Genomic DNA, 21,089 nt, shown 5'->3' with positions numbered 1-21,089 from the left:
TCCCAGCGTACTTCTCCCGGCGGTCCGCCGGAGGGGGCGCGACGGGGACGGACGGGCAGGTGGCGGCCGGTGCGGCGGCGGACCGGTGGAAGAATGACCGCATGACAGGTGCTGAGGAGTTCAAACCCGAATCGGAGCGGGTCACGCGCACGCTGCGCGACCAGATCATCGACGGAACCCGGGCACCCGGCAGCAAGCTGGTGGAGCGCGAGATCGCGGCCGAGCTGAACGTGAGCCGGCTGCCCGTCCGCGACGCCCTGCGGGACCTGGTCGCCGAGGGGCTCGTGACGCCCCGCCCGCGCACCTGGGCCGTGGTCCGCGAGTTCTCTCCCTCCGACATCGCCGACCTCGTGGACGTCCGGTCCGCCCTGGAGGTCCTCGGGTTCCGGCTGGCCGCGCAGCGCCGCACCCGGGCCGGGCTCGCCAGACTCCGCGCCGACCTCGACGCCGAACTGGCCGCCGCCGCCCGGGGCGACGGGCCGGCCGCCCGGCGGGCGGCGGCCGACTTCCACGAGACGGTGACCGAGCTCGCCGACAACGTGCTGCTCAGCGAGTTGAACTCGACGCTGAGCAGCCGGATGCGCTGGCTGCTGGGGCAGCACGACGCCTTCGCCGCCGTCGCCGAGGAGCACGAGGAGCTCTACCGGTGCATCGAGGCGCGGGACGTGGAGCGGGTCGAGAAGCTGGCCCTGCGTCACCTGGAGACCAGCCGGAGCGAGGCGACCGCGCATCAGTTCCGTACGGCGCCCGAGACGGAGGCGGAGTCCGGAACCGGGTCCGGGTCCGGGTCCGGGTCCGGGTAGACGGGAGGACGGGGCTCCCCGCTCGTACCCGTGAACGGCCGGGGGTTCCGGCATACGGACCGGCCGGAGAATGGCATACCAAACGATCTAGGCGCGTCCGTCACTCACCGACGTAGACGACGCCGCCCGGGACGTCGGCGCGGATCTCGGTGCCGACCCGGCGCTCCATCAGGTCGTCGAGGCGCTCCAGCGGGCCGATGAGGGTACGGCCGCCGGCCCGGGCGACGCGGATCGCGGCGTCCACCTTCGGCTTCATCGAGCCCTCGGCGAAGGCGAGTTCGGCCAGGCCCTCGGGCGAGGCGGTGAGGATGTCCCGCTGCTCGGGCGTGCCCCAGTCCTGGCTGACGAAGTCACCGTCGGTCAGCATGATCAGCATGTCGGCGTTCAGGTCGGCGGTGAGCGCGGCGCTGGCGGCGTCCTTGTCGACGACGGCCTGCATGCCGATCTGGCGGCCCTTGGAGTCGGTGCGCACCGGTACGCCGCCGCCGCCCACGCAGACGACGAGGGTGCCGCCGTCGAGCAGGCGGGAGACCAGCGGGGCCTGCATGACGCGCAGCGGCTCGGGGGACGGCACCACCCGGCGGAAGGCGCCGCCGTCACGGGCGATCGTCCACCGGTACTCGGCGGCGGCTTCGGCGGCGTCCCGCGCCGAGTAGGTCGGGCCGATGAGCTTGGTCGGGCGCTCGAAGGCCGGGTCGGCCTCGTCGACCTCGGTGGTGGTGAGGACCGCGGCGACCTCGCGCTCACCCGCCAGGGCGTTGGACAGCTCCTGCTGGATGACGTAGCCGATCATGCCCTGGGTCTCGGCGCCGAGGATGTCCAGCGGGTAGGCCGCGACGTCCTGGTAGGCGAGGTTCTGGAGGGCGAGGAGGCCGACCTGCGGGCCGTTGCCGTGGGTGATGACGACCTCGTGCTCGCGGGCCAGCCCGGCGAGGGCCTGGCAGGCGCCCCGCACGTTGGCGCGCAGCCGGTCGGCGGTCATGGGCTCCCCGCGGCGGGCGAGGGCGTTTCCTCCGAGTGCGACGACGATGCGCATGCGTTTTCCCTTGTGACTCTTGCGTTCGCTTATGGGACTCAGAATGGTATACCAATAGAGGTACACCGGAAGGAGTACCGCCGACCGCGCCGACCGCGCGACGGTCGTACGACAGCCACAGGACGAGGAGGACGAGGTGGAGGACCCCATCGGCGCCCCCTCGATCCCGGTGCTCTCCGGCGACGGCCGCCTGCTCGACCTGCTGTCCTCCTTGCGGGGCACGGGTTCCGTCCACTCGGTCTTCACCCGCGTGGTGAACCTGCTGACGCCCGGCGGGACGCTGATCGCCCTCGCCGCCCGCGGTTCCGGCGACGCGCCCCGCACCCTGGTCGCCGACGTCGCCGCCTGGTCGGCATACCAACTGGGCGCCGGCCTGGGTGTGACGTTCGCGACCGGGAACATCGCGCTCGACCGCTCCCCGGCCCTCCGCCGTCCGCTGCGCCTGGCCACCGCCGGGGCGCGCGCCTGGCGTCCCGCCGCCCCCTCCCTCGCCCCGCTCCCCCCGGGCGCCCTCGCCCGCGCCGCCGACGCCGTCGCACGGATCTGCCGCGTCCACGGCCCGCTCGGCGGCATGCTCGGCGCCCGCCCCGGCGCCGGCCCGATGGAGGCCGCCGTCGTGCGCGCCCTGCACACCGGCCGGGACCTCCTCCTCGCGGGCCTGCGGACCGGCGAGGAGGAGCGGACCCGGGACGGCGTCCTCGCCCTCCTCGGCCTGGGCCCCGGCCTCACCCCCGCCGGGGACGACTTCCTCACCGGCCTCGTCCTCGTCGCCGCCCTCCCCGGCAGCCGGCTCGACGGCTTCCCGCCGCTGCTGCGCGACCTCCTCGCCGTCCGGGGCGACCGGACCACGGCCCTCTCCCTCGCCACCCTGAGCGAGGCCGCCGAGGGCCGGGTCCGCTCCGAACTCCTCGGCCTGGTCGCCCTGCTGGCGCACGGGAACCCCACCGGCGCCGGCCCCGCCGCCACCGGCCCCCGGCCCGGCACGGCCCCCGCCGCCACCCCCGGCGGCGGACCCCGCCCCGGGGAACTCCACGCTTCCGTCCGCGAGGTGCTGGCCATCGGCCACAGCTCGGGCGGGGACCTTCTGTCCGGCCTGGTGGCCGGGCTCCGTCTGGAAGAAGAACTGCGAGGTCCGCTGTGAGTACCACCACAGCCGTCGTACGAAAGAACACGTACTTCGACTCCGTGTCCCTGATGTCCGTCTCGACCAAGGCCAACGGCCTGGACGGGGTGGAGCAGGCGTTCACCGCCATGGGCACCGAGATGAACAAGGGGGTGCTGGAGAACCTGGGCCTGCTCACCGACGAGCTGCGGGCCGCCGAGAGCGGCGACCTCATGATCGTGGTGGTGGCCGCGGACGGCTCCGACACCGAGGCGCTGCTCGCCGAGGTCGAGGACCTGCTGACCCGCAAGGCCCCCGCCTCCGCCGGCGCCGCCGAGGTCACCTACCGGACCGTCGCCTCCGCCGCCGCCGGCATCGAGGGCGCCAACCTCGCCGTGATCGCCGTGAACGGCGCGTACGCCGCCCGCGAGGCCCGCAAGGCCCTCGAAAGCGGCCTGCACGTGATGATGTTCAGCGACAACGTCGCCGTCGAGGACGAGATCGCGCTCAAGAACCTCGCCCACGACAAGGGCCTGTTCATGATGGGCCCGGACTGCGGCACCGCGATCATCAACAACGTCGCGCTCTGCTTCGGCAACAAGGTCCGCCCCGGCTCCGTCGGCATCGTCGCCGCCTCCGGCACCGGCTCGCAGGAGGTCTCCGTCCGCGTCCACGCGCTCGGCGGCGGCGTCTCGCAGCTCATCGGCACCGGCGGCCGCGACCTGTCCGAGCGGGTCGGCGGCATCATGATGGTCGACGGCATCCGCGCCCTCGCCGCCGACCCGGCCACCGACGTCATCGTCCTGGTCTCCAAGCCGCCGGCCGCCTCGGTCGAGAAGAAGGTCCTCGCCGAGGTCGCCGCCGCCGGCAAGCCGGTCGTCGTCTGGTTCATCGACGGCTCCGAGGAGGCGGTCACCGCCGCCGGCGGCCACTTCGCCGCCGACAGCCTCCAGGCCGCCCGCAAGGCCGTCGAACTCGCCGGGATCACCGGCCCCGCCGTCGAGGAGTTCGACGCCGGGGCGGCCGCCGCCGAGGTCGTCGCCCGCCTCGCCGAGGGCCAGAAGTACGTCCGCGGCCTGTTCTGCGGCGGCACCCTCTGCGACGAGACCATGTACGCCGTCCGCGACGCCGGGCTCGACGTGTGGTCGAACATCCAGAAGGACCCCGGCTTCCGCCTCCCGGCCGGCTCCGCCTCGCGCGGCCACACCTTCCTCGACTTCGGCGACGACGACTTCACCAACGGCCGTCCGCACCCGATGATCGACCCCGCCCTGCGCATCGAGCGGATCGTCGAGGAGGCCGGGGACCCCGAGGTCGCCGCGATCGTCCTGGACTTCGTCCTCGGCTTCGGCTCCCACGAGGACCCGGTCGGCACCACCCTGCCCGCCCTCCGGGAGGCCCGGCGGATCGCCCGGGAGGCCGGCCGCCACCTGGAGATCGTCGCGTACGTCCTCGGCACCGACCTGGACACCCCGTCGGTCGTCGCCCAGAGCGACGCCCTGCGCGCCGCGGGCGTCACCGTCACCCTCAGCTCCACCGAGACGGGCCGGTTCGCCCGCGAGATCGCGAAGAAGGCACAGGCATGAGCACCGAGAACACCGAACCCACCCCGGCCGCCCGGCTGTTCGCCTCCGACCTGAGCGTCGTCAACGTCGGCCTCGCCCTGTTCGACGCGGACATCGCGGCCCAGGGCGCCCAGGTCTCCACCCTGGACTGGACCCCGCCCGGCGGCGGCAACGCCGACGCCGTCCGCGCCCTCGACGCCCTGGAGCGGGCCGGGGTCGCCGAGCGGATCGAGGCCGCCAACGCCGAGGCCGTCGAGCGCGTCATGGCCGCCCGCCCGATGCTCGTCGGCTTCGACCGCGCCCTCGACGTGGTCCCCGGCATGACCCCGACCACCATCCTCCACTCGGGCCCGCCCATCGCCTGGGAGGACATGAACGGCCCGATGAAGGGCGCCGTCACCGGCGCGATCGTCTTCGAGGGCCTGGCGAAGGACCTGGAGGAGGCCGCCGAGGTCGCCGCCTCCGGCCGGATCACCTTCAAGCCCTGCCACGAGGCGGACTCCGTCGGCTCGATGGCCGGCGTGACCTCCGCGTCGATGTACGTGCACATCGTGCGCAACGAGACGCACGGCAACACCGCCTTCACCAACCTGTCCGAGCAGATGGCGAAGATCCTGCGGATGGGCGCCAACGACCAGAGCGTCATCGACCGCCTGGTCTGGATGCGGGACGTCTTCGGCCCGATGCTGAAGGAGGCCGTCGAGTTCACCGGCCCCGTCGACCTGCGCCTGCTGCTCTCCCAGGCCCTCCACATGGGCGACGAGTGCCACAACCGCAACGGCGCCGGCACCCTGCTCCTCTTCCAGGCGCTCGCCCCGGGCCTGCTCCGGTCGTCCTTCACGACCGAGCAGAAGAAGGAGGTCTTCGACTTCGTCGCGTCCTCCGACTACTTCTCCGGCCCGACCTGGATGGCGATGGCCAAGGCCGCCCTCGACGCCGCCAACGGCGTCGCGGACTCCACCGTCGTCACCACCATGGCCCGCAACGGCGTCGAGTTCGGCATCCGCGTCGCCGGTCTGCCCGGCCAGTGGTTCACCGGCCCGGCCCAGCGGGTCGTCGGCCCGATGTTCGCCGGCTACAAGCCCGAGGACTCCGGCCTCGACATCGGCGACAGCGCCATCACCGAGACCTACGGCTTCGGCGGCTTCGCCATGTCGGCGGCCCCGGCCATCGTCGCCCTCGTCGGCGGCACCGTGGCCGACGCCATGGGCTACACCCGGGACATGGGCGAGATCACCACCGCCCGAAACCCCAACGTCACCATCCCCGCGCTCGACTTCCAGGGCATCCCGACCGGCATCGACGTCCGCAAGGTCATCGACACCGGCATCCTCCCGGTCATCAACACGGCCATCGCCCACAGGGAAGCCGGCATCGGCATGATCGGCGCCGGGATCACGCACCCGCCCGCCGAGGCGTTCACCAAGGCAGCCACCGCCCTCGCCGCCGCCCTCGCCTGATCCGCGACGGCCCTCCCGGAAACCCGCAGAAACGATGAACACACAGCGCACCCCCGCGGCGGACCCCGCGGGGGCCGGCGGGGAGCAGGACTCCCCGACCGGCCTCGAACCCGACTCGGAGTTCGAGCACGGCCCCGTCCCGGCCGGCAGCCGCAAGTCGCTCCTGACCGTCTCGGCGGTCTGGTTCGGATTCCCCATGATCCTGACCAACGCCGTCCCGGGCGGCGTGGTCGTCGCGCTCCTGGGCTTCTGGCGGGGGCTGGCCGCCATCGCGGTCGCCAACCTGGTGATGCTCCTGTACGTCGGCGTCCTCAGCCACCGCGCGGGCAGCAGCGGCGAGAGCTTCTCGCTCCAGGCCACCCGCACCTTCGGCCGGACCGGCTACATCGTCGCCTCGGCGTTCCTCGCCACCATCGTGGTCGGCTGGTTCGCCTTCAACACCGGCGCCACCGGCGCCACCCTGCACAAGGCGTTCGGCTGGCACGAGCGGCTCGTCGCGGTCCTCGCCGGCCTCGGCTTCATCGCCCTGACCTATCTGGGCATCAGGGCGCTGTCGTGGCTGGGCGCGGTCGCCGCCCCGCTCTTCGTCATCGCCGGCGGCGCCGCCCTGATCATCGCCGCGAAGGACCACGACCTCGGCGCGGTCTTCTCGTACCAGGGCGTGGGCGGCGACGCCACGCTCACCTTCGGCGCCGCGATCTCCATGATCATGGCGACCTTCGCGGACTCCGGCACCATGACCGCCGACTTCACCCGCTGGTCGAAGAACGGCCGGCAGGCCGTCCTCGCCACCGTCAGCGCCTTCCCGGTGGCCAGCGTCATCGCCCAGGTCACCGGCGGTCTGGTGGTCGCGGCGGGCGCGGTCGCCCTGCCGGCCACGGCGGGCGGCGACTTCCTGCCGATCCTCACCGGCGAGGGCTCCTCGGCGCTCGACGTGCTGGCGGCGGTCTTCGTCTTCGTCAACCTCGGCTCGGTGTGCAGCCACTGCCTGTACAACGGCGCGCTGGGCTGGTCCCACCTGACCGGCCGCACCATGCGGCTGATGACGGTGGTCCTCGGCCTCATCGGCACGCTCGCCGCGCTCGCGGGCGTCTGGAACCACTTCCTGGACTGGCTGGTCGTCCTGAGCGTCTTCGTCCCGCCGCTGGGCGGCGTGCTCATCGCCGACCAGTTCTTCGCCCGGGGCGGCCGGGGCGCCATGGACCGCCGCCCCACCGCGAAGGTCCGGCCCACCGCCTTCCTCGCCTGGGCCGTCGGCGCGGCGGGCGCGGGCATCGCCCACTGGTTCGCCCCCCAGCTCTCGGACGCCGTCACCGGCCTGGTCGTCGCGATCGCCGCGTACGCCGTCCTGGAGCGGGCCCTCCCGCGGGCCGGGGTCGCGGCGGCCTGAGCCCCGCCTCCCCGGCCGCCGAGTGCCCCCGTCCCCCGTCCGGGCCGGGGGCACTCCCTTTCCCCCGATCCCGTACGGCTCCGATCCTCACCGCCCCGCCCCGTGCGGGCCCGTCCCGTCCGGGTCCGGGGCGGCCGGGGCGAGGGTCCCCGCGTCGGCGTCGAGCACGGCGGGGACCCCGAGCGGAACGGTGAGGGCACCGGGCCCGTGGCCGAAGCCCAGCTCCTCCACCACCGGGACGCCGAGCCCGCCGAGCCGGTCGGCGAGGAGCGCCCGCACCTCCTCGTAGGGCCCGCACTCCGCCCAGGAGCCGAGGGCGATCCCGGCGACCCCGTCCAGCCAGCCGGAGCGGAGCAGCTGGGTGAGGACGCGGTCCAGGCGGTACGGCTCCTCCCCCACGTCCTCCAGGAGCAGCAGCCCGCCCGCGGCGGACGGCCGGGCGTGCGGGGTGCCCAGCTCGGCGGCGAGGAGGCTGGCGCAGCCGCCCAGGGTCACCCCCTCCGCCCGGCCCGGCACCAGCGCCCGGCCCCGGCCCAGGGCCCGCACCGTCTCCGGCGCGAGGAGCGCGGCCCGCAGGGACTCCCGGGCGGCCGGCTCGTCGAGGAAGGAGGCGGTCGCGGTCATCGGCCCGTGCAGGGTGGCGAACCCGGCGCGCCGGGCGAACGCCTCGTGCAGGACGGTGACGTCGCTGAAGCCGACGAAGGGCTTGGGCCCGGCCGCCCGGACGGCGGCCCAGTCGACCAGGTCCACCATGCGCTGGGCGCCGTAGCCGCCGCGCGCGCAGAGGACGGCGGCGACGGAGGGGTCCGCGTACGCCTCCGTCAGGTCGCGGGCGCGGTCCCGGTCGGCGCCCGCGAGGTGGCCCAGCGGATGGGTGTCGAGGACGTGCGGGGCGACGACCGGGTCGAGGCCCCACTCCCGCAGGTGGCCGAGCCCGGCGAGCAGCCGGTCCTCGGCGACGGGACCGCAGGGGGCGACGACGGCGACGCGGTCGCCGGGCCGCAGCCGGCCGGGCCGGACCAGGGCGGGCACCGCGGCGGTCACGTGCGCAGCTCCAGCTCCGGCACGTCCGGCCGGTCGAAGCCGAACACTCTGGCGTAGAGGGCGAGTTCGGCCTCCAGGGCGCGGACCATGGTGTCGGCGCCGCGGAAGCCGTGGCCCTCGCCGGGGAAGGAGAGGTAGGCGTGCGGGACGCCCCGGCCGGCGGTGCGGGCGAGGAAGCGCTCGGCCTGGGCGGGCGGGCAGATAACGTCGTCGAGGCCCTGGAGGAGCAGGAAGGGGGCGGTGATCCGGTCGACGTGCTCGATCGGCGAGCGCTCCGCGTACCGCTCGGGGACCTCGTCGAGGGGGCCGACGAGCCCGTCGAGGTAGCGGGACTCGAAGTCGTGGGTCTCGCCGGTGGCCCAGCCCTTCAGGTCGAGGACGGGGTAGATGATCGTGCCGCAGGCGTAGACGTCGGTGCGGACGAGGGAGGCGGCGCTGGTCCAGCCGCCGGCGCTGCCGCCGCGCACGGCGAGCCGGGCCGGGTCGGCGGTGCCCTCGGCGGCGAGGGCGAGGGCGACGGCGGCGCAGTCCTCGACGTCGACCACGCCCCACTCGCCGCGCAGCCGCTCCCGGTAGGCGCGGCCGTAGCCGGTGGAGCCGCCGTAGTTCACCTCGACGACGCCGATGCCCCGGGAGGTGAAGTAGGCGATCTCCAGGTCGAGGACGAGGGCGGCGTGGCCGGTGGGGCCGCCGTGGGCGTGGACGACGTAGGGCGGGAGGGCGCCTTCGGGGCCGGTGAAGGCGGGGTTGCGGGGCGGGTGGACGTGGGCGTGGACCTCGCGGCCGCCGGGGCCGGTGAAGACGCGGGCGGTGGACTCGGGGTAGTGGGCGGGGTCGACGGGGTCGGTGTGCGGGGAGCCGACGACACGGGTGCGGCCGGTGGCGGTGTCGAGTTCGACGATCTCGGCGCCCCGGTGGATCCCGGCGGCGACGCCGTACACCCGGGTGCCGTGCGCGGCGAGGGTCGGGGACCAGGCGGTCCAGGGGCCGGGGGCGTCGGCGAGGGTGCCGGTCTCGGGGTCGAGGAGGCCGAGGACGGCGTCGCCGCGCCCGTGCAGGACGGCGACGGGTCCGCTGTCGAGGGCGCGGAACCAGGTGAGTCCGGTCTGCCAGAGCGGTCCGGCGAACTCCTCCTCGCGGGGGCAGAGGGCGCGGGCCGGGCCGAGGGTGCCGTCGGCGGCGAGTTCGGCGCGGTAGAGGTTCCACCAGCCGCCGCGGTCGGAGGCGAGGAGGAGCCGGCCGGCCGCGTCCCAGTCGGCCTGCGGCACGGATTCCTCCGGCCCGCCGGCGACGGTCCTGGCGTTCTCCAGGCGGCCGTCGGGGGTGACGTCGGCGAGGATCGCCTCGGTGCCGTCCCAGGGCATCCGGGGGTGGTCCCAGCCGAGCCAGACGGCGTGCCGGCCGTCCGGGGAGAGCCGTGGTCCGGTGACGAAGCGGTGGCGGCCGTCGGAGAGTTCGCGGACGGCCGCGCGGTCCTCGGCGGCGGAGCCGTCGAGGGGGACGGCGGCCAGGACGCGGCGGACGTCGCCGGGGCCCGGTCCGGTGTACTCCTCCAGGACGCACCAGACCTCGCCGAGCGCGGGCACCGGCAGCGGGTCGGACCAGCGCAGGCCGCCGCCGACCGGGGAGACGGGGGTGAGCGGGCGGGGCGCGGCGTCCGGTCCCGCGTCCGGCTCGTACGCGTAGAGCCGCTGGTCGGGGAAGTGACAGAAGACGGCGAGCGGTCCGGTGCCGGGCCGGTCGAGGGCGGCCCAGGGTCGGCCGCCGTATTCGAGGACCCGGCTGCGCACGTTCCACGGCGGGGGCAGCAGGGTCCGCGCGGTGCCGTCGGCGTGCCGCCGGACGAGGGCGCGGCGGCCGCCCTCGGCCGGGCGGGGCTCGGTCCACCACACCTCGTCGCCGACGGTGCCGAGGAAGTCGGGGCGTCCGTCGTGGGCGGCGGCGAGGGCGGCGTCGACGGGTGAGGCCCAGCTGCCATGGGCGGCCTGGTGCTGCATGTGCGTGTGTCCCCCCGGGGTCGGTGCGGTCGGTCAGGCGTTCTTCAGGTAGTGGTCGAGGACCCGGACGCCGAAGTGGAGGCCGTCGACGGGGATGCGCTCGTCGACGCCGTGGAAGAGGCGTCCGTAGTCGAGGCCGGGCGGCAGCTTCACGGGCGAGAAGCCGTAGCCGGTGATGCCGAGGCGGGAGAACTGCTTGGCGTCGGTGCCGCCGGACATGGTGAAGGGGACGGCCCGGCCGTCGGGGTCGAAGCGCTCGACGGCGGCGCGGAGCTTGGCGAAGGTCGGGGAGTCGACGGGTGCTTCGAGCGGGATCTCGCGGTGGTGGAACTCCCAGTCGACGTCGGGGCCGGTGAGCTCGTCGAGGGTGGCGGCGAACTCGTCCTCGGCGCCGGGCAGCATCCGGCCGTCGACGTACGCGACGGCCTGGCCGGGGATGACGTTGCACTTGTATCCGGCCTGGAGCATGGTCGGGTTGCTGCTGTTGCGGACGGTGGCCTCGACGAGGGCGGCGGCGGGGCCGAGCTTGTCGAGGAGGAGCCGCACGTCGAGGTCGGGGGCGGCGGTGTCGATCTCGATGCCCTGGAGGGCGGCGAGTTCGGTGAGGGCGGCGCGGACGGTGGCGGTGAGCCGGATCGGCCACTCGTGGGCGCCGATGCGGGCGACGGCGGCGGCAAGCCGGGTGACCGCGTTGGCGTCGTTGACCTTGGAGCCGTGGCCGGCGCGGCCCCGGGCGGTGAGCCTGAGCCAGGCGGTGCCGCGCTCCCCCGCGCCGATGGGGTAGAGCGTGGTGCCGGGCTGGGCGTGGAAGCTGTAGGCGCCGGATTCGCTGATGCCCTCGGTGCAGCCCTCGAAGAGGACGGCGTGCCGGTCGGCGAGGAAGCCGGAGCCGTCCTCGGCGCTGTCCTCCTCGTCGGCGGTGTAGGCGAGGACGATGTCGCGGCGCGGCCGGACGCCCTGGCGGGCCCAGGAGCGGGCGACGGCGAGGACCATCGCGTCCATGTTCTTCATGTCGACGGCGCCCCGGCCCCAGACGACGCCGTCGCGGACCTCGCCGGAGAAGGGGTGGACGGTCCACTCGGAGGGGTCGGCGGGGACGACGTCGAGGTGGCCGTGGACGAGGAGGGCGGGGGCGGTGGGGTCGGTGCCGGGGATGCGGGCGACCACGTTGGTCCGGCCGGGGCTGCGCTCCAGCAGGGTCGGTTCGAGGCCGCTGTCGGCGAGCCGTTCGGCGACGTACTCGGCGGCGGGGCGCTCGCGGCAGTCGCCGCCGCCCCGGTTGCTCGTGTCGATGCGGATCAGGTCCGAGGTGAAGGCGACGACCTCGTCGAGCGCCCGCGCGTCGGGTCCTGCGGGGGTGGTGCTGCTAGCCATACTGCTCCTCCACGGCGGACGAGACGATCGTCGTCACCGCCTTGAACGTGCGGATCGCCTCGTACATGGTCGCGCTGGTGTAGGCGACGCGCCGCTCGCCGCTCCGCGCCACGCCGGGAACCACCGTGGCGGCGGCACCCAGGTGCTCGGCGTCGAACTCGACCTCCACCGTGTGGGGTCCGGCGTGGACCGGCGCGCGGCGGCCGGCGAGGGCGGTGGCCTCGCGGGCGGCGGCCCGGATGTCGGCGGCGGTGCGGGCGGGGGTGCGGCAGACCGCCGCGTACCGCGAGACGTGGTCCTTGACGGCGACCTTGAGGGCCTCGGGGGCGTATCCGAGGGCGTCCTCGCAGGTGAGGTCGTCGCCGGTGACGAGGACGACGGGGACGCCGTACTCGGCGACGACCCGGGCGTTGAGCACGCCCTCACCGGCTCTGACGCCGTCGAGCCAGACGCCGGTGATCGAGTTGGCGAGGTAGGTGTGGGCGAGGACGCCCTCGGCTCCGGCGCCGGTGTGGTAGCCGACGAAGGCGATCGCGTCGACGTCGCCGTGCTGGACGCCCTCGACCATGGAGAGCGCCTTGTGCCGTCCGGTGAGCATCTGGACGCGCTCGTCGAGCCGCTCCAGGAGGAGGTTGCGCATGGTCCAGTGCGCCTCGTTGACGAGGACCTCGTCGGCGCCGCCGTCGAAGAAGCCGAGCGCCGCCGCGTTCACGTCCGAGGTGAAGAACGCGCGGCAGCGCTCCCACTGGGGCGTGCCGGGGAGCACGTCAGCGGGCCAGGTCACACCGGTCGCGCCCTCCATGTCGGCGCTGATGAGGATCTTCATGTGAGGCACCGTACGCGCCGTCGCCCGCCGCTACCACCCCTGTGGACAACCGCCGCGGGGCGGGACCACGGGCACGCTTTTCCGGTCATCGATATGACCCAAACGAGGCCAAGAGGTGCGTATAGGCTGACGGCCGCAGTTCGTCGTACCCGACCTTCGGAGAGCCTCGGTGACCCTCGCCCTCGATCCGTCCGCCACCCCTCCCGCCGCCGGACCGGAGGAGAACTTCTGGGTTCCCGACGGCGCCCCCTCCGCCGACGCGGACGTCACCGGCGTCGACGCCGATACCGACACCGGCGCCTCCGGTGACGCCCCCGCCGGAGCCGACGCCGAGGCCGAGGCCGACGCCGGGATCGATCCGGGGGACGAGGCCGACGACGCGGCCGACCCCGCCGACCACGATCCCGTCGTGGTGCGCGACGCCCGGGACTTCGGCGTCTACGCCCGGACCGGCGGCTGGGCCTTCGCGCTCAAGGTGGCGCGCAGCGTCCGGCCGGGCGGGCAGCCGGCCGAGGGACCGGCGGCCCGGAAGGTGTCGGCGCGGGCCTTCGCCGCGCTGGCGGGGTGCTCGCCGGAGCGGGTGATGCGCCACTACAAGGCGTGGGACATGGCCGCCGACGACGGTCTGGTCCCGCAGTTCGAGGTGCTGGAGCCGGGCGCGGACGTCGAGCTGCCGGACGCGGACGTGTGGCTGTCGTACTACGCCTCCCGCAACAGCGCGTCCTCGGTGCGCGGCCGGGCGATCAGCGCGGCGGCCGAGGCGGAGGGCATCCGGCCGACGAAGGCACTGGAGGTGGCGGAGAACCCGACGGCGCTGCGGGCCGCGATCCTGGCCGACCCGGGCACGGCCGAGGCGGCGCGCGGGGCGCTGCTGGACCGGATGCGGGAGGACCCGGAGCTCCAGACGGAGATGGCGCGGGCCATCGCGCGCACCGACGGCCTGAAGAAGGCGGTGGCGAGCGAGGCGAAGGTCGCCGACCGGATCGGCTACGTCCGCCAGATCGTGGAGAACGGGCAGGTCAAGACGCCGGCGGGGCAGACGGTGGAGGCTCCGGCGGAGGTCCGGGCGGAGGCCGAGCGGCATCTGTCGCTGCTGGACGAGCTGGACGACTCGGAGGAGGCCGGCGAGTGGGCCGGTGAGGCGTACGAGGCGGTGAAGGGGCTGGTGGCGCGGGCCGTCGAGGAGGATCCGGCGCTGCGGGTGCAGGAGCGCCGGACCCGTTTCTACAGCAGTCTCCAGAAGGCCACGAAGGTCTTCGAGGAGCTGACCCTCGACGAGGTGATGGAGGAGGAGATCTACGAGGAGGACATGCTCCAGCGCCTCGTGGCCCTCCAGGAGGCGATCGGCGGCTGCATCGCCGCGCTGCGCAAGGCGGCGCCGACCGGCTCCTGAGGGGTCCGGGCCGTCAGTCCTGGTGGCCGAGCTGGAGGTCGCGTTCGGTGCGGCCGCCGCCGGCCACCTGGAGGACGGTGGCGACGGGCGGGTATCCGGCGGCGATGACCGTGTACTCGCCGGAGGAGAGGTCGACGAAGCGGAAGGTGCCGTCGGGGCCGGTGGTGAGGGTGTCGACGACGTTCCCGGCGGCGTCGAGGAGGGTGACGCGGGCGTCCTCGACGGGCCGCCCGCCGCCGGCCCGGACGGTGCCGCGCAGCACGGCGCCGCCCGCGAGCTCGATGTCCTGCCGGGTCTCGCGGGAGGACTGGACGCTGACCTGGACGGCGGCGGGCCGGAAGGCGGGGGCGCTGGCGGCGAGGGTGTACTCCCCGGCGACCAGTTCGGTGATCACGTACCCGCCCTCGCGTCCGCTGCGGGTGGAGGCGACGACCTCGCCGCGCACGTCGGTGAGGGTGACGGCGGCGTCCCGGACGGGGCTGCCGTCGGCGGTGAGGACGCAGCCCGCGAGGCGCCCGGCGCCGCCGAGGACGACGTCGAGGTCGACCGGCCGGTCGCCGACGGTGACGGAGACGGCCTGCGGCTGGTGGCCGCCCGCCGCGGCGATGAGCACGTACGAGCCCGCGCCGGGGACGCTGAGCGCGTAGCGGCCGTCCTCGCCGCTGGCGCCCCGGCCGATCTGCCGGCCGCCGACGTCGATGAGGGTGAGCGCGGCGCGCGGGACGCGGCTGCCGTCGTGGTGCCGGACGGTGCCGCAGACCGGCAGGCCGCCCCGGGACGGCGCGGGGGCGGGCGCGGGGTCGAAGTCGGCGTGGCGGGCCTGCGGCACGCCCTGGAGGCCCTGGGTGCCGGGGTCGTGGGGGAGGTCGGTGGCCTCGGGGGCGGGGGTGTGGTGGGACACCAGCGGTTGCTCCTTGAGGAAGAAGGCGAGGACGAGGCCGAGCACGAGGACCGGCACGAGGTAGAGGAAGATGCGCGGCATGGCGTCCGCGTACGCCTGCACGTAGAGGTCGCGCAGGGCGGGCGGCAGGGCGTGCACCGTCTGCGGGGTGATGGCCTCGGCGGGCGGCAGGGCGGCGCCGGTCTGCGGGAGCGCCGGGAGCCGCTCGGCGAGGGCGTCGTCGAGGCGGGCGGCGAAGAGGGTGCCGAAGATCGCGGCGCCGACGCTGCCGCCGATCTGGCGGAAGTAGTTGTGGGCGCTGGTGGCGGTGCCGAGGTCGGCGGGGCGGACGCTGTTCTGCACGGCGAGGATGAGGACCGGCATGATCAGGCCGATGCCGGTGCCGAGGACGGCCTGCCAGAGGCTGTGGGTGAGGCGGGGCGTGCCGATGTCCATGCGGGAGAGCAGGGCCATCCCGGCGGTGGCGAGGGCGGCGCCGATCACCGGGTAGATCTTGTAGCGGCCGGTGCGGCTGATGAGCTGGCCGGAGACGACGGAGGCGACGACGATCCCGCCCATGAGCGGCAGCATGAGGAGGCCGGACTCGGTGGCGGTGGCGCCCTCGACCATCTGGAGGAAGCTCGGCAGGTAGCTGGCGGCGCCGAAGAGGGCGATGCCGACGACGGCGCCGACGAGGGCGGTGACGGCGAAGACCCGGTCGCGGAAGAGGCGGAGCGGGATGAGGGGTTCGGGCGCGAGGCGCTCGACGACGAGGAAGAGGAGGGTGGCGCCCGCGGCGCCGCAGCCGAGGCCGATGATGACCCGGTCGCCCCACGCGTACTCGGTCCCGCCCCAGCTGGTCAGCAGGACCAGGCAGGTGGAGGCGGCGGCGAGCAGCAGGGCGCCGAGGACGTCGAAGCGGGCGCGGACGGCGGGCTTGGGGAGCTTGAGGACGGCGGCGACGACGGCGAGGGTGACGAGCCCGAAGGGGACGTTGAAGTAGAAGCACCAGCGCCACGAGACGTGGTCGGTGAAGAAGCCGCCGAGCAGGGGTCCGGCGACGGAGGCAAGGCCGAAGGCGGCGCCGATCAGGCCCATGTAGCGGCCGCGTTCGCGGGGCGGGACGATGTCGGCGATGATCGCCTGGACGCCGATCATGAGGCCGCCGGCGCCGATGCCCTGGACCGCGCGGAAGGCGATGAGCTGGTCCATGGTGCGCGACCAGCCGGCGAGTCCTGAGCCGATGACGAAGACGACGATGGCGAAGAGGAAGACGGGCTTGCGGCCGAGGAGGTCGCCGAGCTTGCCGTAGACCGGCAGGCCGATGGTGGAGGTCAGCAGGTAGGCGGTGATCGCCCAGGACATCCGGTCGAGGCCCTGGAGTTCGCCGACGATCTTCGGCAGGGCGGTGGCGACGATCATCTGCTCCAGCGCGGCGAGGAGCAGCGCGAGCATGAGGCCGAAGAAGACGAGCCGGACGCGGCGGGGGTCGAGCGGGGTCCCGGCGGGGGCCGGGGTGTCGGCGGGCGGTCCGTCGGCGGCGGGCGCCTCGGGGGCCGCCGTCCCTTCCGCGCCTGCCGCTCCCTCCTCCCCCTCCGCCCCTTCCGCGTTCTTCACCAGCGTGATCGCACCCACGTGCTGCTCCCCTCGTCACGGCCTCTGCGCCGGGCCATTCTTCGCATCGGGCGCGAAGCGGGAGCAAGTCGGGCGGTACGGGCGGGCGGTGGGGCACGGGGCGGTGAACGGCCCCGGCACGCGGCGCACTTGGGGCGCTCATCAGCGCGTTTGCGGAACTCCCCGCGCCCCCCGGGCGCGCCGGGCGCCGGTACGGGGGCGGCGGGGAATCCACCCGAATCGGTGAACGCCCCCGGCGTTACTTCTCCGTCTCGGCGGCCAGCCTGTCGAGCACGGCGTCGTAGATCCGGGCGAGGCCCTTGGGGGCGAAGGTCCGCTCGAAGAAGCCGCCGACGCCGCCGGCGCCGTTCCAGACGGTGGTGACGACGGCGCGGGACTTGCCGTCGCCGGCCGGGGTGACGGTCCAGGTGGTCACCATGGAGGAGTTGCGGTCCTTCTCGACGAGCTGCCCGTCGGTGGGCTCGGTGACGTCGAGGAGGCAGTCGCGGACGCGCTTGCTGGTGGCCTGGAGCTTCCAGTGGACGAGCGTGCCCTCGCCGTCGCCGCCCTCGCGGACCTCGTACTCGCTGAAGTGCTCGGGCAGCAGCTTCGCCCGCGCGCCGCTGTAGTCGGCCAGCGTGTCGAAGACGGTCTCCGCGTCCGCCGCGATGATCCGTTCCGTCGTGGCCTCGACCTGCGCCATCGCTTCTCCTCCAGCTCGTGGTTCTTCCGTGTTCCCAAGGGGTGCGGCCCTAGCGAACCATGCGGGCGGCGGGGCGCGAAATCCGGGTTGCGACGATCAAGGGAACAGTTGTTCTATTCTCTTGGCGACCAGGTGAACGGGTGGCCCGCCGGGTCGTCCCACGGGCCGGGAGAGGGGCGTCCATGCGCGCGCGACAGCCGGACGACACCCCGTACGCGCCCACCGTCCGCGCCCTGTTCGGCACCGACGCGGTCACCGCCCGCACCCTCGACGCGCCCGGCTTCCACGGCACCACCTTCCACGAGATCCGGGCCCGCTCCGTCCTCGACCGGGTGCCCGGGGCCTCCCGGATGCCCTACGAGTGGACGGTGAACCCCTACCGGGGCTGCGCGCACGCCTGCGTCTTCTGTTTCGCCCGCAAGTCCCACGACCGGCTCGGCCTCGACACCGGACCCGGCTTCGACACCCAGATCCTGGTCAAGGTCAACGCGCCCGAACTGCTCGCCCGCCAGCTCGCCTCCAGCCGCTGGCAGGGCGCGCACATCGCGATGGGCACCGACGTCGACTGTTATCAGCAGGCGGAAGAACGCTACCGTCTCATGCCCGGCATCCTGACCGCGCTCCGGGACCGGGCCAACCCCTTCTCGCTGCTCACCAAGGGCACCCTGATCCTGCGCGACCTGGAGCTGCTCGCCCAGGCCGCCGAGGTGGCCGAGGTCGGCGTCTCCGTCTCGGTCGGCTTCACCGACGAGGCGCTGTGGCGCGGCCTGGAGCCCGGCACCCCCGCCCCGCACCGCCGCCTGGACGCGGTCCGCGCCCTCGGCGCGCGCGGCATCCCCTGCGGGGTCCTGATGGCCCCCGTCGTCCCCTTCCTCGGCGACTCCCCCGAGCAGCTGCGGGCCACCGTCCGCGCCATCGCCGAGGCCGGCGCCGTCTCCGTCACCCCGCTCGTCCTGCACCTGCGGCCCGGCGCCCGCGAGTGGTTCACGGCGTGGCTCGGCCGCCACCACCCGGGCCTGCTCGGCCGGTACGAGCGGCTGTACGGGAGCGGTCCCTACGCCCCGCACTGGTACCAGCGCCGGATCACCCGTCAGGTGCACGAGCTGGCGGCCGAGTTCGGCATCGGCCCGGTCCACCGGAGCGCTCCCCCGGCCCCGCCCGCTCCCCTCCCACCGCCCGGTCCGGTCCACCCGCCCGGCGCCCACCAGCACCCCGCGGCCGTACCGCCTCCCGGCGCCGTCCCGCCGTCCGACGTCCTCCGGCCGCGGGTGCCGCCGCAGCCCACCCGGCTGCGCCCGGCCGTGCCGACACGCCGGAAAGTCACCTGACGCGCCGTCTCCGCGCCCGCCATTCGGGTCGTCCGGCGGCCGGACAGGTCGTGTCCCGCGCCCCACCGGGCACTCCACGCTCCATGACCACCCGCGCAGGAATGCTGATCGCCGCTGGGGCGCTGGTCGCCGGGACCTTCACTGTCCTGCCCGCGTCCGCCGCGGACACCGGTGCGCCGGCCCCCCGCCCGCTCCCCCCGCTCGCCTGGACCGACTGCGGCACCCAGGCGTACCCGAGACTCCAGTGCGCCACCCTCCCGGTGCCGCTCGACCACGACGACCCGGCCGGCCGGAGCATCCGGCTCGCGCTCACCCGGGTCCCGCACACCGCGAAGACCTCCCAGGGCCCGCTCCTGGTCAACCCCGGCGGTCCGGGCGGCAGCGGCCGGGGCATGGCGGGCTACGTGGCCGCCGCGCTGCCGCCCGGGGTGTCCGCCGCGTACGACGTCATCGGCTTCGACCCGCGCGGGGTCGGCAGGAGCGAGCCCGCGCTCGACTGCCGGCCCGGCCACTTCGACCCGGTGCGCCCCGACTCGGTGCCGCGCGGCCGGGACGCCGAGCGGGTCTCGGTGGACCGCGCCCAGGCGTTCGCCGCCGCCTGCGGGAAGAAGCACGCGGACGTGCTGCCGTACATCGACACCGTCAGCACCGCCCGCGACCTGGACCTGATCCGGCGGGCGCTGGGCGCCGAGCGGATCAACTACCTCGGCTACTCGTACGGCACCTACCTGGGCGCGGTCTACGCCCGGCTGTACCCCGAGCGGGTCCGGCGGATGGCCCTGGACTCGGTCGTCAACCCGCACGGCGTCTGGTACGAGGACAACATCGCGCAGGACCTCGCCTTCGACTCCCGGCACAAGGACTTCATGGCCTGGATCGCGAAGAACGACGCGAGCTACCACCTGGGCGGGGACCCGGCGGCGGTGGAGGCGGCCTGGTACCGGATGCGCGCGGAGCTGCGCGACTCCCCGGTGGACGGCGAGGTCGGGCCGGGCGAGCTGGAGGACACCTTCCTGCCCGGCGGCTACTACGACGGCTACTGGCCCGCGCTGGCGACCGCGTTCGCCGCGTACGTGAACGACGGGGACCCGGAGCCGCTGAAGGCCGCCTACGAGCGGTACGGCGAGGCGGACGCCGCCGCCGACAACGGCTACTCGGTCTACACCGCCGTCCAGTGCCGCGACGCCCCCTGGCCCCGGGACTGGAACGTGTGGCGGAAGGACACCTGGGACGTCCACGCCAAGGCGCCCTTCTCCACCTGGAACAACGCCTGGTACAACGCGCCCTGCGCCTTCTGGCCGGTGGAGCCGCTCAGCCCGCCGGACGTCAGCAACGACCAGCTCCCGCCGGTCCTCGTCCTCCAGGCCACGAACGACGCCGCCACCCCGTACGAGGGCGCCCTCGCCCTGCACCGGATGCTCCGGGGCTCCAGCCTGGTCGTCGAGGAGGGCGGCGGGAACCACGGCGTGACCCTCGCGGGCAACACCTGCCTCGACGACCGGCTGGCCGCCTACCTCGCCACCGGCGCCGTGCCGCGCGCCGAGGACGGCGGCGAGGTCGACGCGACCTGCGCGGCCCTCCCGGCCCCGAAGCCCGACCCGGCCACGCCCGCGAAGTCCGGCGCGCGGAAGAACTCCGGGGAGGGGGTCCGCGCCTCCGTCTCCCGGGCCGCCGGGACCACCCTGCACGGCCTCCTCGGCCACGTCCGCTGACCCCGCCCCGACCCGCTCGGCGGCCCCGGCCTCAGAGGTCGGGGCCGCCGAGCAGCGTGAGGGAGCGCTCGGCGGCGCGGCCGAGGCGCGGGTGCGGCAGCGCCGCTTCGAGAACCCCCCGGGCGCTCGGGTCGCCGAGCGCGCCGAGGCCCTCGGCGCAGGCGAGGCCGACCCGCCAGTGGGGGTCGCCGGCCGCCAGGCGGCGCTCCAGGACGGTGATGAGCGCCGGGGCGGACTCGGGGGCCCGCAGGTCGGTGAGGAGCCGGACCGGCAGGAGCGCGTAGGCGGCCCGGAGTTCGTTGGTCGCGAGGGCGGCGGCGGCGCGGGCGGTGCGCGGGTCGCCGAGCCGCCGCAGGGCGTGGGCGGCGCTGACGCAGCGCTCGGGGTCGCGGTGGTTGAGGAGGAGGACGAGGGCCTCGAAGGCGCGGCGGTCGCCGGTGACGCCGAGCCGGTAGGCGGCGATCTCGCGGGCCCAGAGCGGCTGTCCGGGGGCGGTGAGGAGCCGGTGGAGTTCTTCGGGGTCGGGGGTGCGGACGACTTCCGCGAATACGGCGGGAAGGGCCCCTCCCCCGTTCTCGGCTCCGGCGGAGGCAACGCCCTCTTCGCGCAATCGATCGATCATCGAGCAGAATTCGGGATCTCCGGCCATGCCTTCCGCGATTTCCATGAATCCGAGGCTATCCGCGATCCACATCACATTTTCTCGACTTCCCGGGACTGGCGCGCTCGTTACCGGCCGGTTAGTCTCAAGTGAGCGGGGAACCCCCGCACTTCCCGCCGCGGCCTGGTGACGCAGCCGTGGCGGACGCTGGTCGGTTCGGTGGTTCTCGGCGCGGCTCAGGGACAGAGCCCGCTTCCTCTC

At 74.7% G+C, this 21,089-nt stretch carries 16 protein-coding genes; 8 read left to right on the top strand and 8 right to left on the bottom strand.

All coding sequences use genetic code 11. The annotated features are described in order from the left end of the window. The first annotated feature begins 101 nt into the window (after window positions 1-101). Entirely contained in the window at window positions 102-803 is a 702-nt protein-coding gene (locus tag IE219_RS09450) for a GntR family transcriptional regulator (protein WP_189976145.1), read from the top strand. 100 nt (window positions 804-903) lie between these two features. Here IE219_RS09450 and IE219_RS09445 read toward each other — a convergent pair whose 3' ends face one another. Further along, on the bottom strand, window positions 904-1,839 hold the full coding sequence (locus IE219_RS09445; protein ID WP_189976144.1) for a carbamate kinase: 936 nt from the start codon (window positions 1,837-1,839) through the stop codon (window positions 904-906). A 136-nt stretch (window positions 1,840-1,975) separates the two neighbouring features. On the opposite strand from IE219_RS09445, the gene IE219_RS09440 reads away from it, so the two are divergent. From IE219_RS09440 to IE219_RS09425, 4 genes are read left to right on the top strand one after another with little or no spacing between them, the layout of a single operon-like run. Further along, complete coding sequence (locus IE219_RS09440; protein WP_189976143.1) at window positions 1,976-2,980, top strand: oxamate carbamoyltransferase subunit AllH family protein; 1,005 nt, start codon at window positions 1,976-1,978, stop codon at window positions 2,978-2,980. Then, window positions 2,977-4,527, top strand: coding sequence for an acyl-CoA synthetase FdrA (gene fdrA / locus IE219_RS09435; protein ID WP_229849680.1), 1,551 nt, complete (start codon window positions 2,977-2,979; stop codon window positions 4,525-4,527). Before IE219_RS09440 ends, fdrA begins: the two co-directional genes overlap by 4 nt. Further along, on the top strand, window positions 4,524-5,966 hold the full coding sequence (locus tag IE219_RS09430) for a YlbE family protein (protein ID WP_189976142.1): 1,443 nt from the start codon (window positions 4,524-4,526) through the stop codon (window positions 5,964-5,966). The genes fdrA and IE219_RS09430 overlap by 4 nt, the downstream gene beginning before the upstream one ends. A gap of 34 nt (window positions 5,967-6,000) precedes the next feature. Continuing rightward, the gene (locus IE219_RS09425) at window positions 6,001-7,356 is read left to right on the top strand and encodes a cytosine permease (protein ID WP_189976141.1); all 1,356 of its coding nucleotides are present in this window, start codon (window positions 6,001-6,003) and stop codon (window positions 7,354-7,356) included. An 87-nt stretch (window positions 7,357-7,443) separates the two neighbouring features. Here the strand turns inward: IE219_RS09425 and IE219_RS09420 are convergent, their stop codons facing one another. From IE219_RS09420 to IE219_RS09405, 4 genes are read right to left on the bottom strand one after another with little or no spacing between them, the layout of a single operon-like run. Beyond that, on the bottom strand, window positions 7,444-8,400 hold the full coding sequence (locus IE219_RS09420) for a S66 peptidase family protein (RefSeq protein WP_189976140.1): 957 nt from the start codon (window positions 8,398-8,400) through the stop codon (window positions 7,444-7,446). Further along, entirely contained in the window at window positions 8,397-10,397 is a 2,001-nt protein-coding gene (locus tag IE219_RS09415) for a S9 family peptidase (protein ID WP_189976139.1), read from the bottom strand. Before IE219_RS09415 ends, IE219_RS09420 begins: the two co-directional genes overlap by 4 nt. Window positions 10,398-10,430: 33 nt before the next feature. Continuing rightward, window positions 10,431-11,771 carry a M20/M25/M40 family metallo-hydrolase gene (locus IE219_RS09410; RefSeq protein ID WP_189976138.1) on the bottom strand — a complete coding sequence of 447 codons (1,341 nt, stop codon included), beginning with the start codon at window positions 11,769-11,771 and terminating at the stop codon, window positions 10,431-10,433. Beyond that, window positions 11,764-12,597 carry a M55 family metallopeptidase gene (locus tag IE219_RS09405; protein ID WP_189976137.1) on the bottom strand — a complete coding sequence of 278 codons (834 nt, stop codon included), beginning with the start codon at window positions 12,595-12,597 and terminating at the stop codon, window positions 11,764-11,766. The genes IE219_RS09410 and IE219_RS09405 overlap by 8 nt, the downstream gene beginning before the upstream one ends. Window positions 12,598-12,766: 169 nt before the next feature. Between IE219_RS09405 and IE219_RS09400 the strand changes: the two genes are divergently transcribed. Then, a complete protein-coding gene (locus IE219_RS09400; RefSeq protein WP_189976136.1) occupies window positions 12,767-13,990 on the top strand; it encodes a hypothetical protein in 1,224 nt (407 codons plus the stop codon). Window positions 13,991-14,003: 13 nt separating this feature from the next. On the opposite strand, the gene IE219_RS09395 is transcribed toward IE219_RS09400, so the two are convergent. Then, a complete protein-coding gene (locus tag IE219_RS09395; RefSeq protein ID WP_229849679.1) occupies window positions 14,004-16,505 on the bottom strand; it encodes an MFS transporter in 2,502 nt (833 codons plus the stop codon). Window positions 16,506-16,743: 238 nt separating this feature from the next. Continuing rightward, window positions 16,744-17,187 (bottom strand): SRPBCC family protein, encoded by a 444-nt coding sequence (locus IE219_RS09390; protein ID WP_189976135.1) that lies wholly within the window; start codon window positions 17,185-17,187, stop codon window positions 16,744-16,746. Window positions 17,188-17,369: 182 nt separating this feature from the next. Between IE219_RS09390 and IE219_RS09385 the strand changes: the two genes are divergently transcribed. Together IE219_RS09385 and IE219_RS09380 are read left to right on the top strand one after the other, a co-directional pair. Further along, entirely contained in the window at window positions 17,370-18,515 is a 1,146-nt protein-coding gene (locus IE219_RS09385; RefSeq protein WP_189976134.1) for an Rv2578c family radical SAM protein, read from the top strand. 83 nt (window positions 18,516-18,598) lie between these two features. Next, entirely contained in the window at window positions 18,599-20,227 is a 1,629-nt protein-coding gene (locus IE219_RS09380; RefSeq protein WP_189976133.1) for an alpha/beta hydrolase, read from the top strand. Window positions 20,228-20,258: 31 nt separating this feature from the next. On the opposite strand, the gene IE219_RS09375 is transcribed toward IE219_RS09380, so the two are convergent. Next, window positions 20,259-20,894, bottom strand: coding sequence for a HEAT repeat domain-containing protein (locus IE219_RS09375; protein ID WP_189976132.1), 636 nt, complete (start codon window positions 20,892-20,894; stop codon window positions 20,259-20,261). Window positions 20,895-21,089: the final 195 nt, after the last annotated feature.

Source organism: Streptomyces termitum (assembly GCF_014650175.1).
GTDB lineage: Bacteria > Actinomycetota > Actinomycetes > Streptomycetales > Streptomycetaceae > Streptomyces > Streptomyces termitum.
Note: the sequence above shows the minus strand (reverse complement) of the source record. Positions and strands in the feature narration are given on the sequence as shown.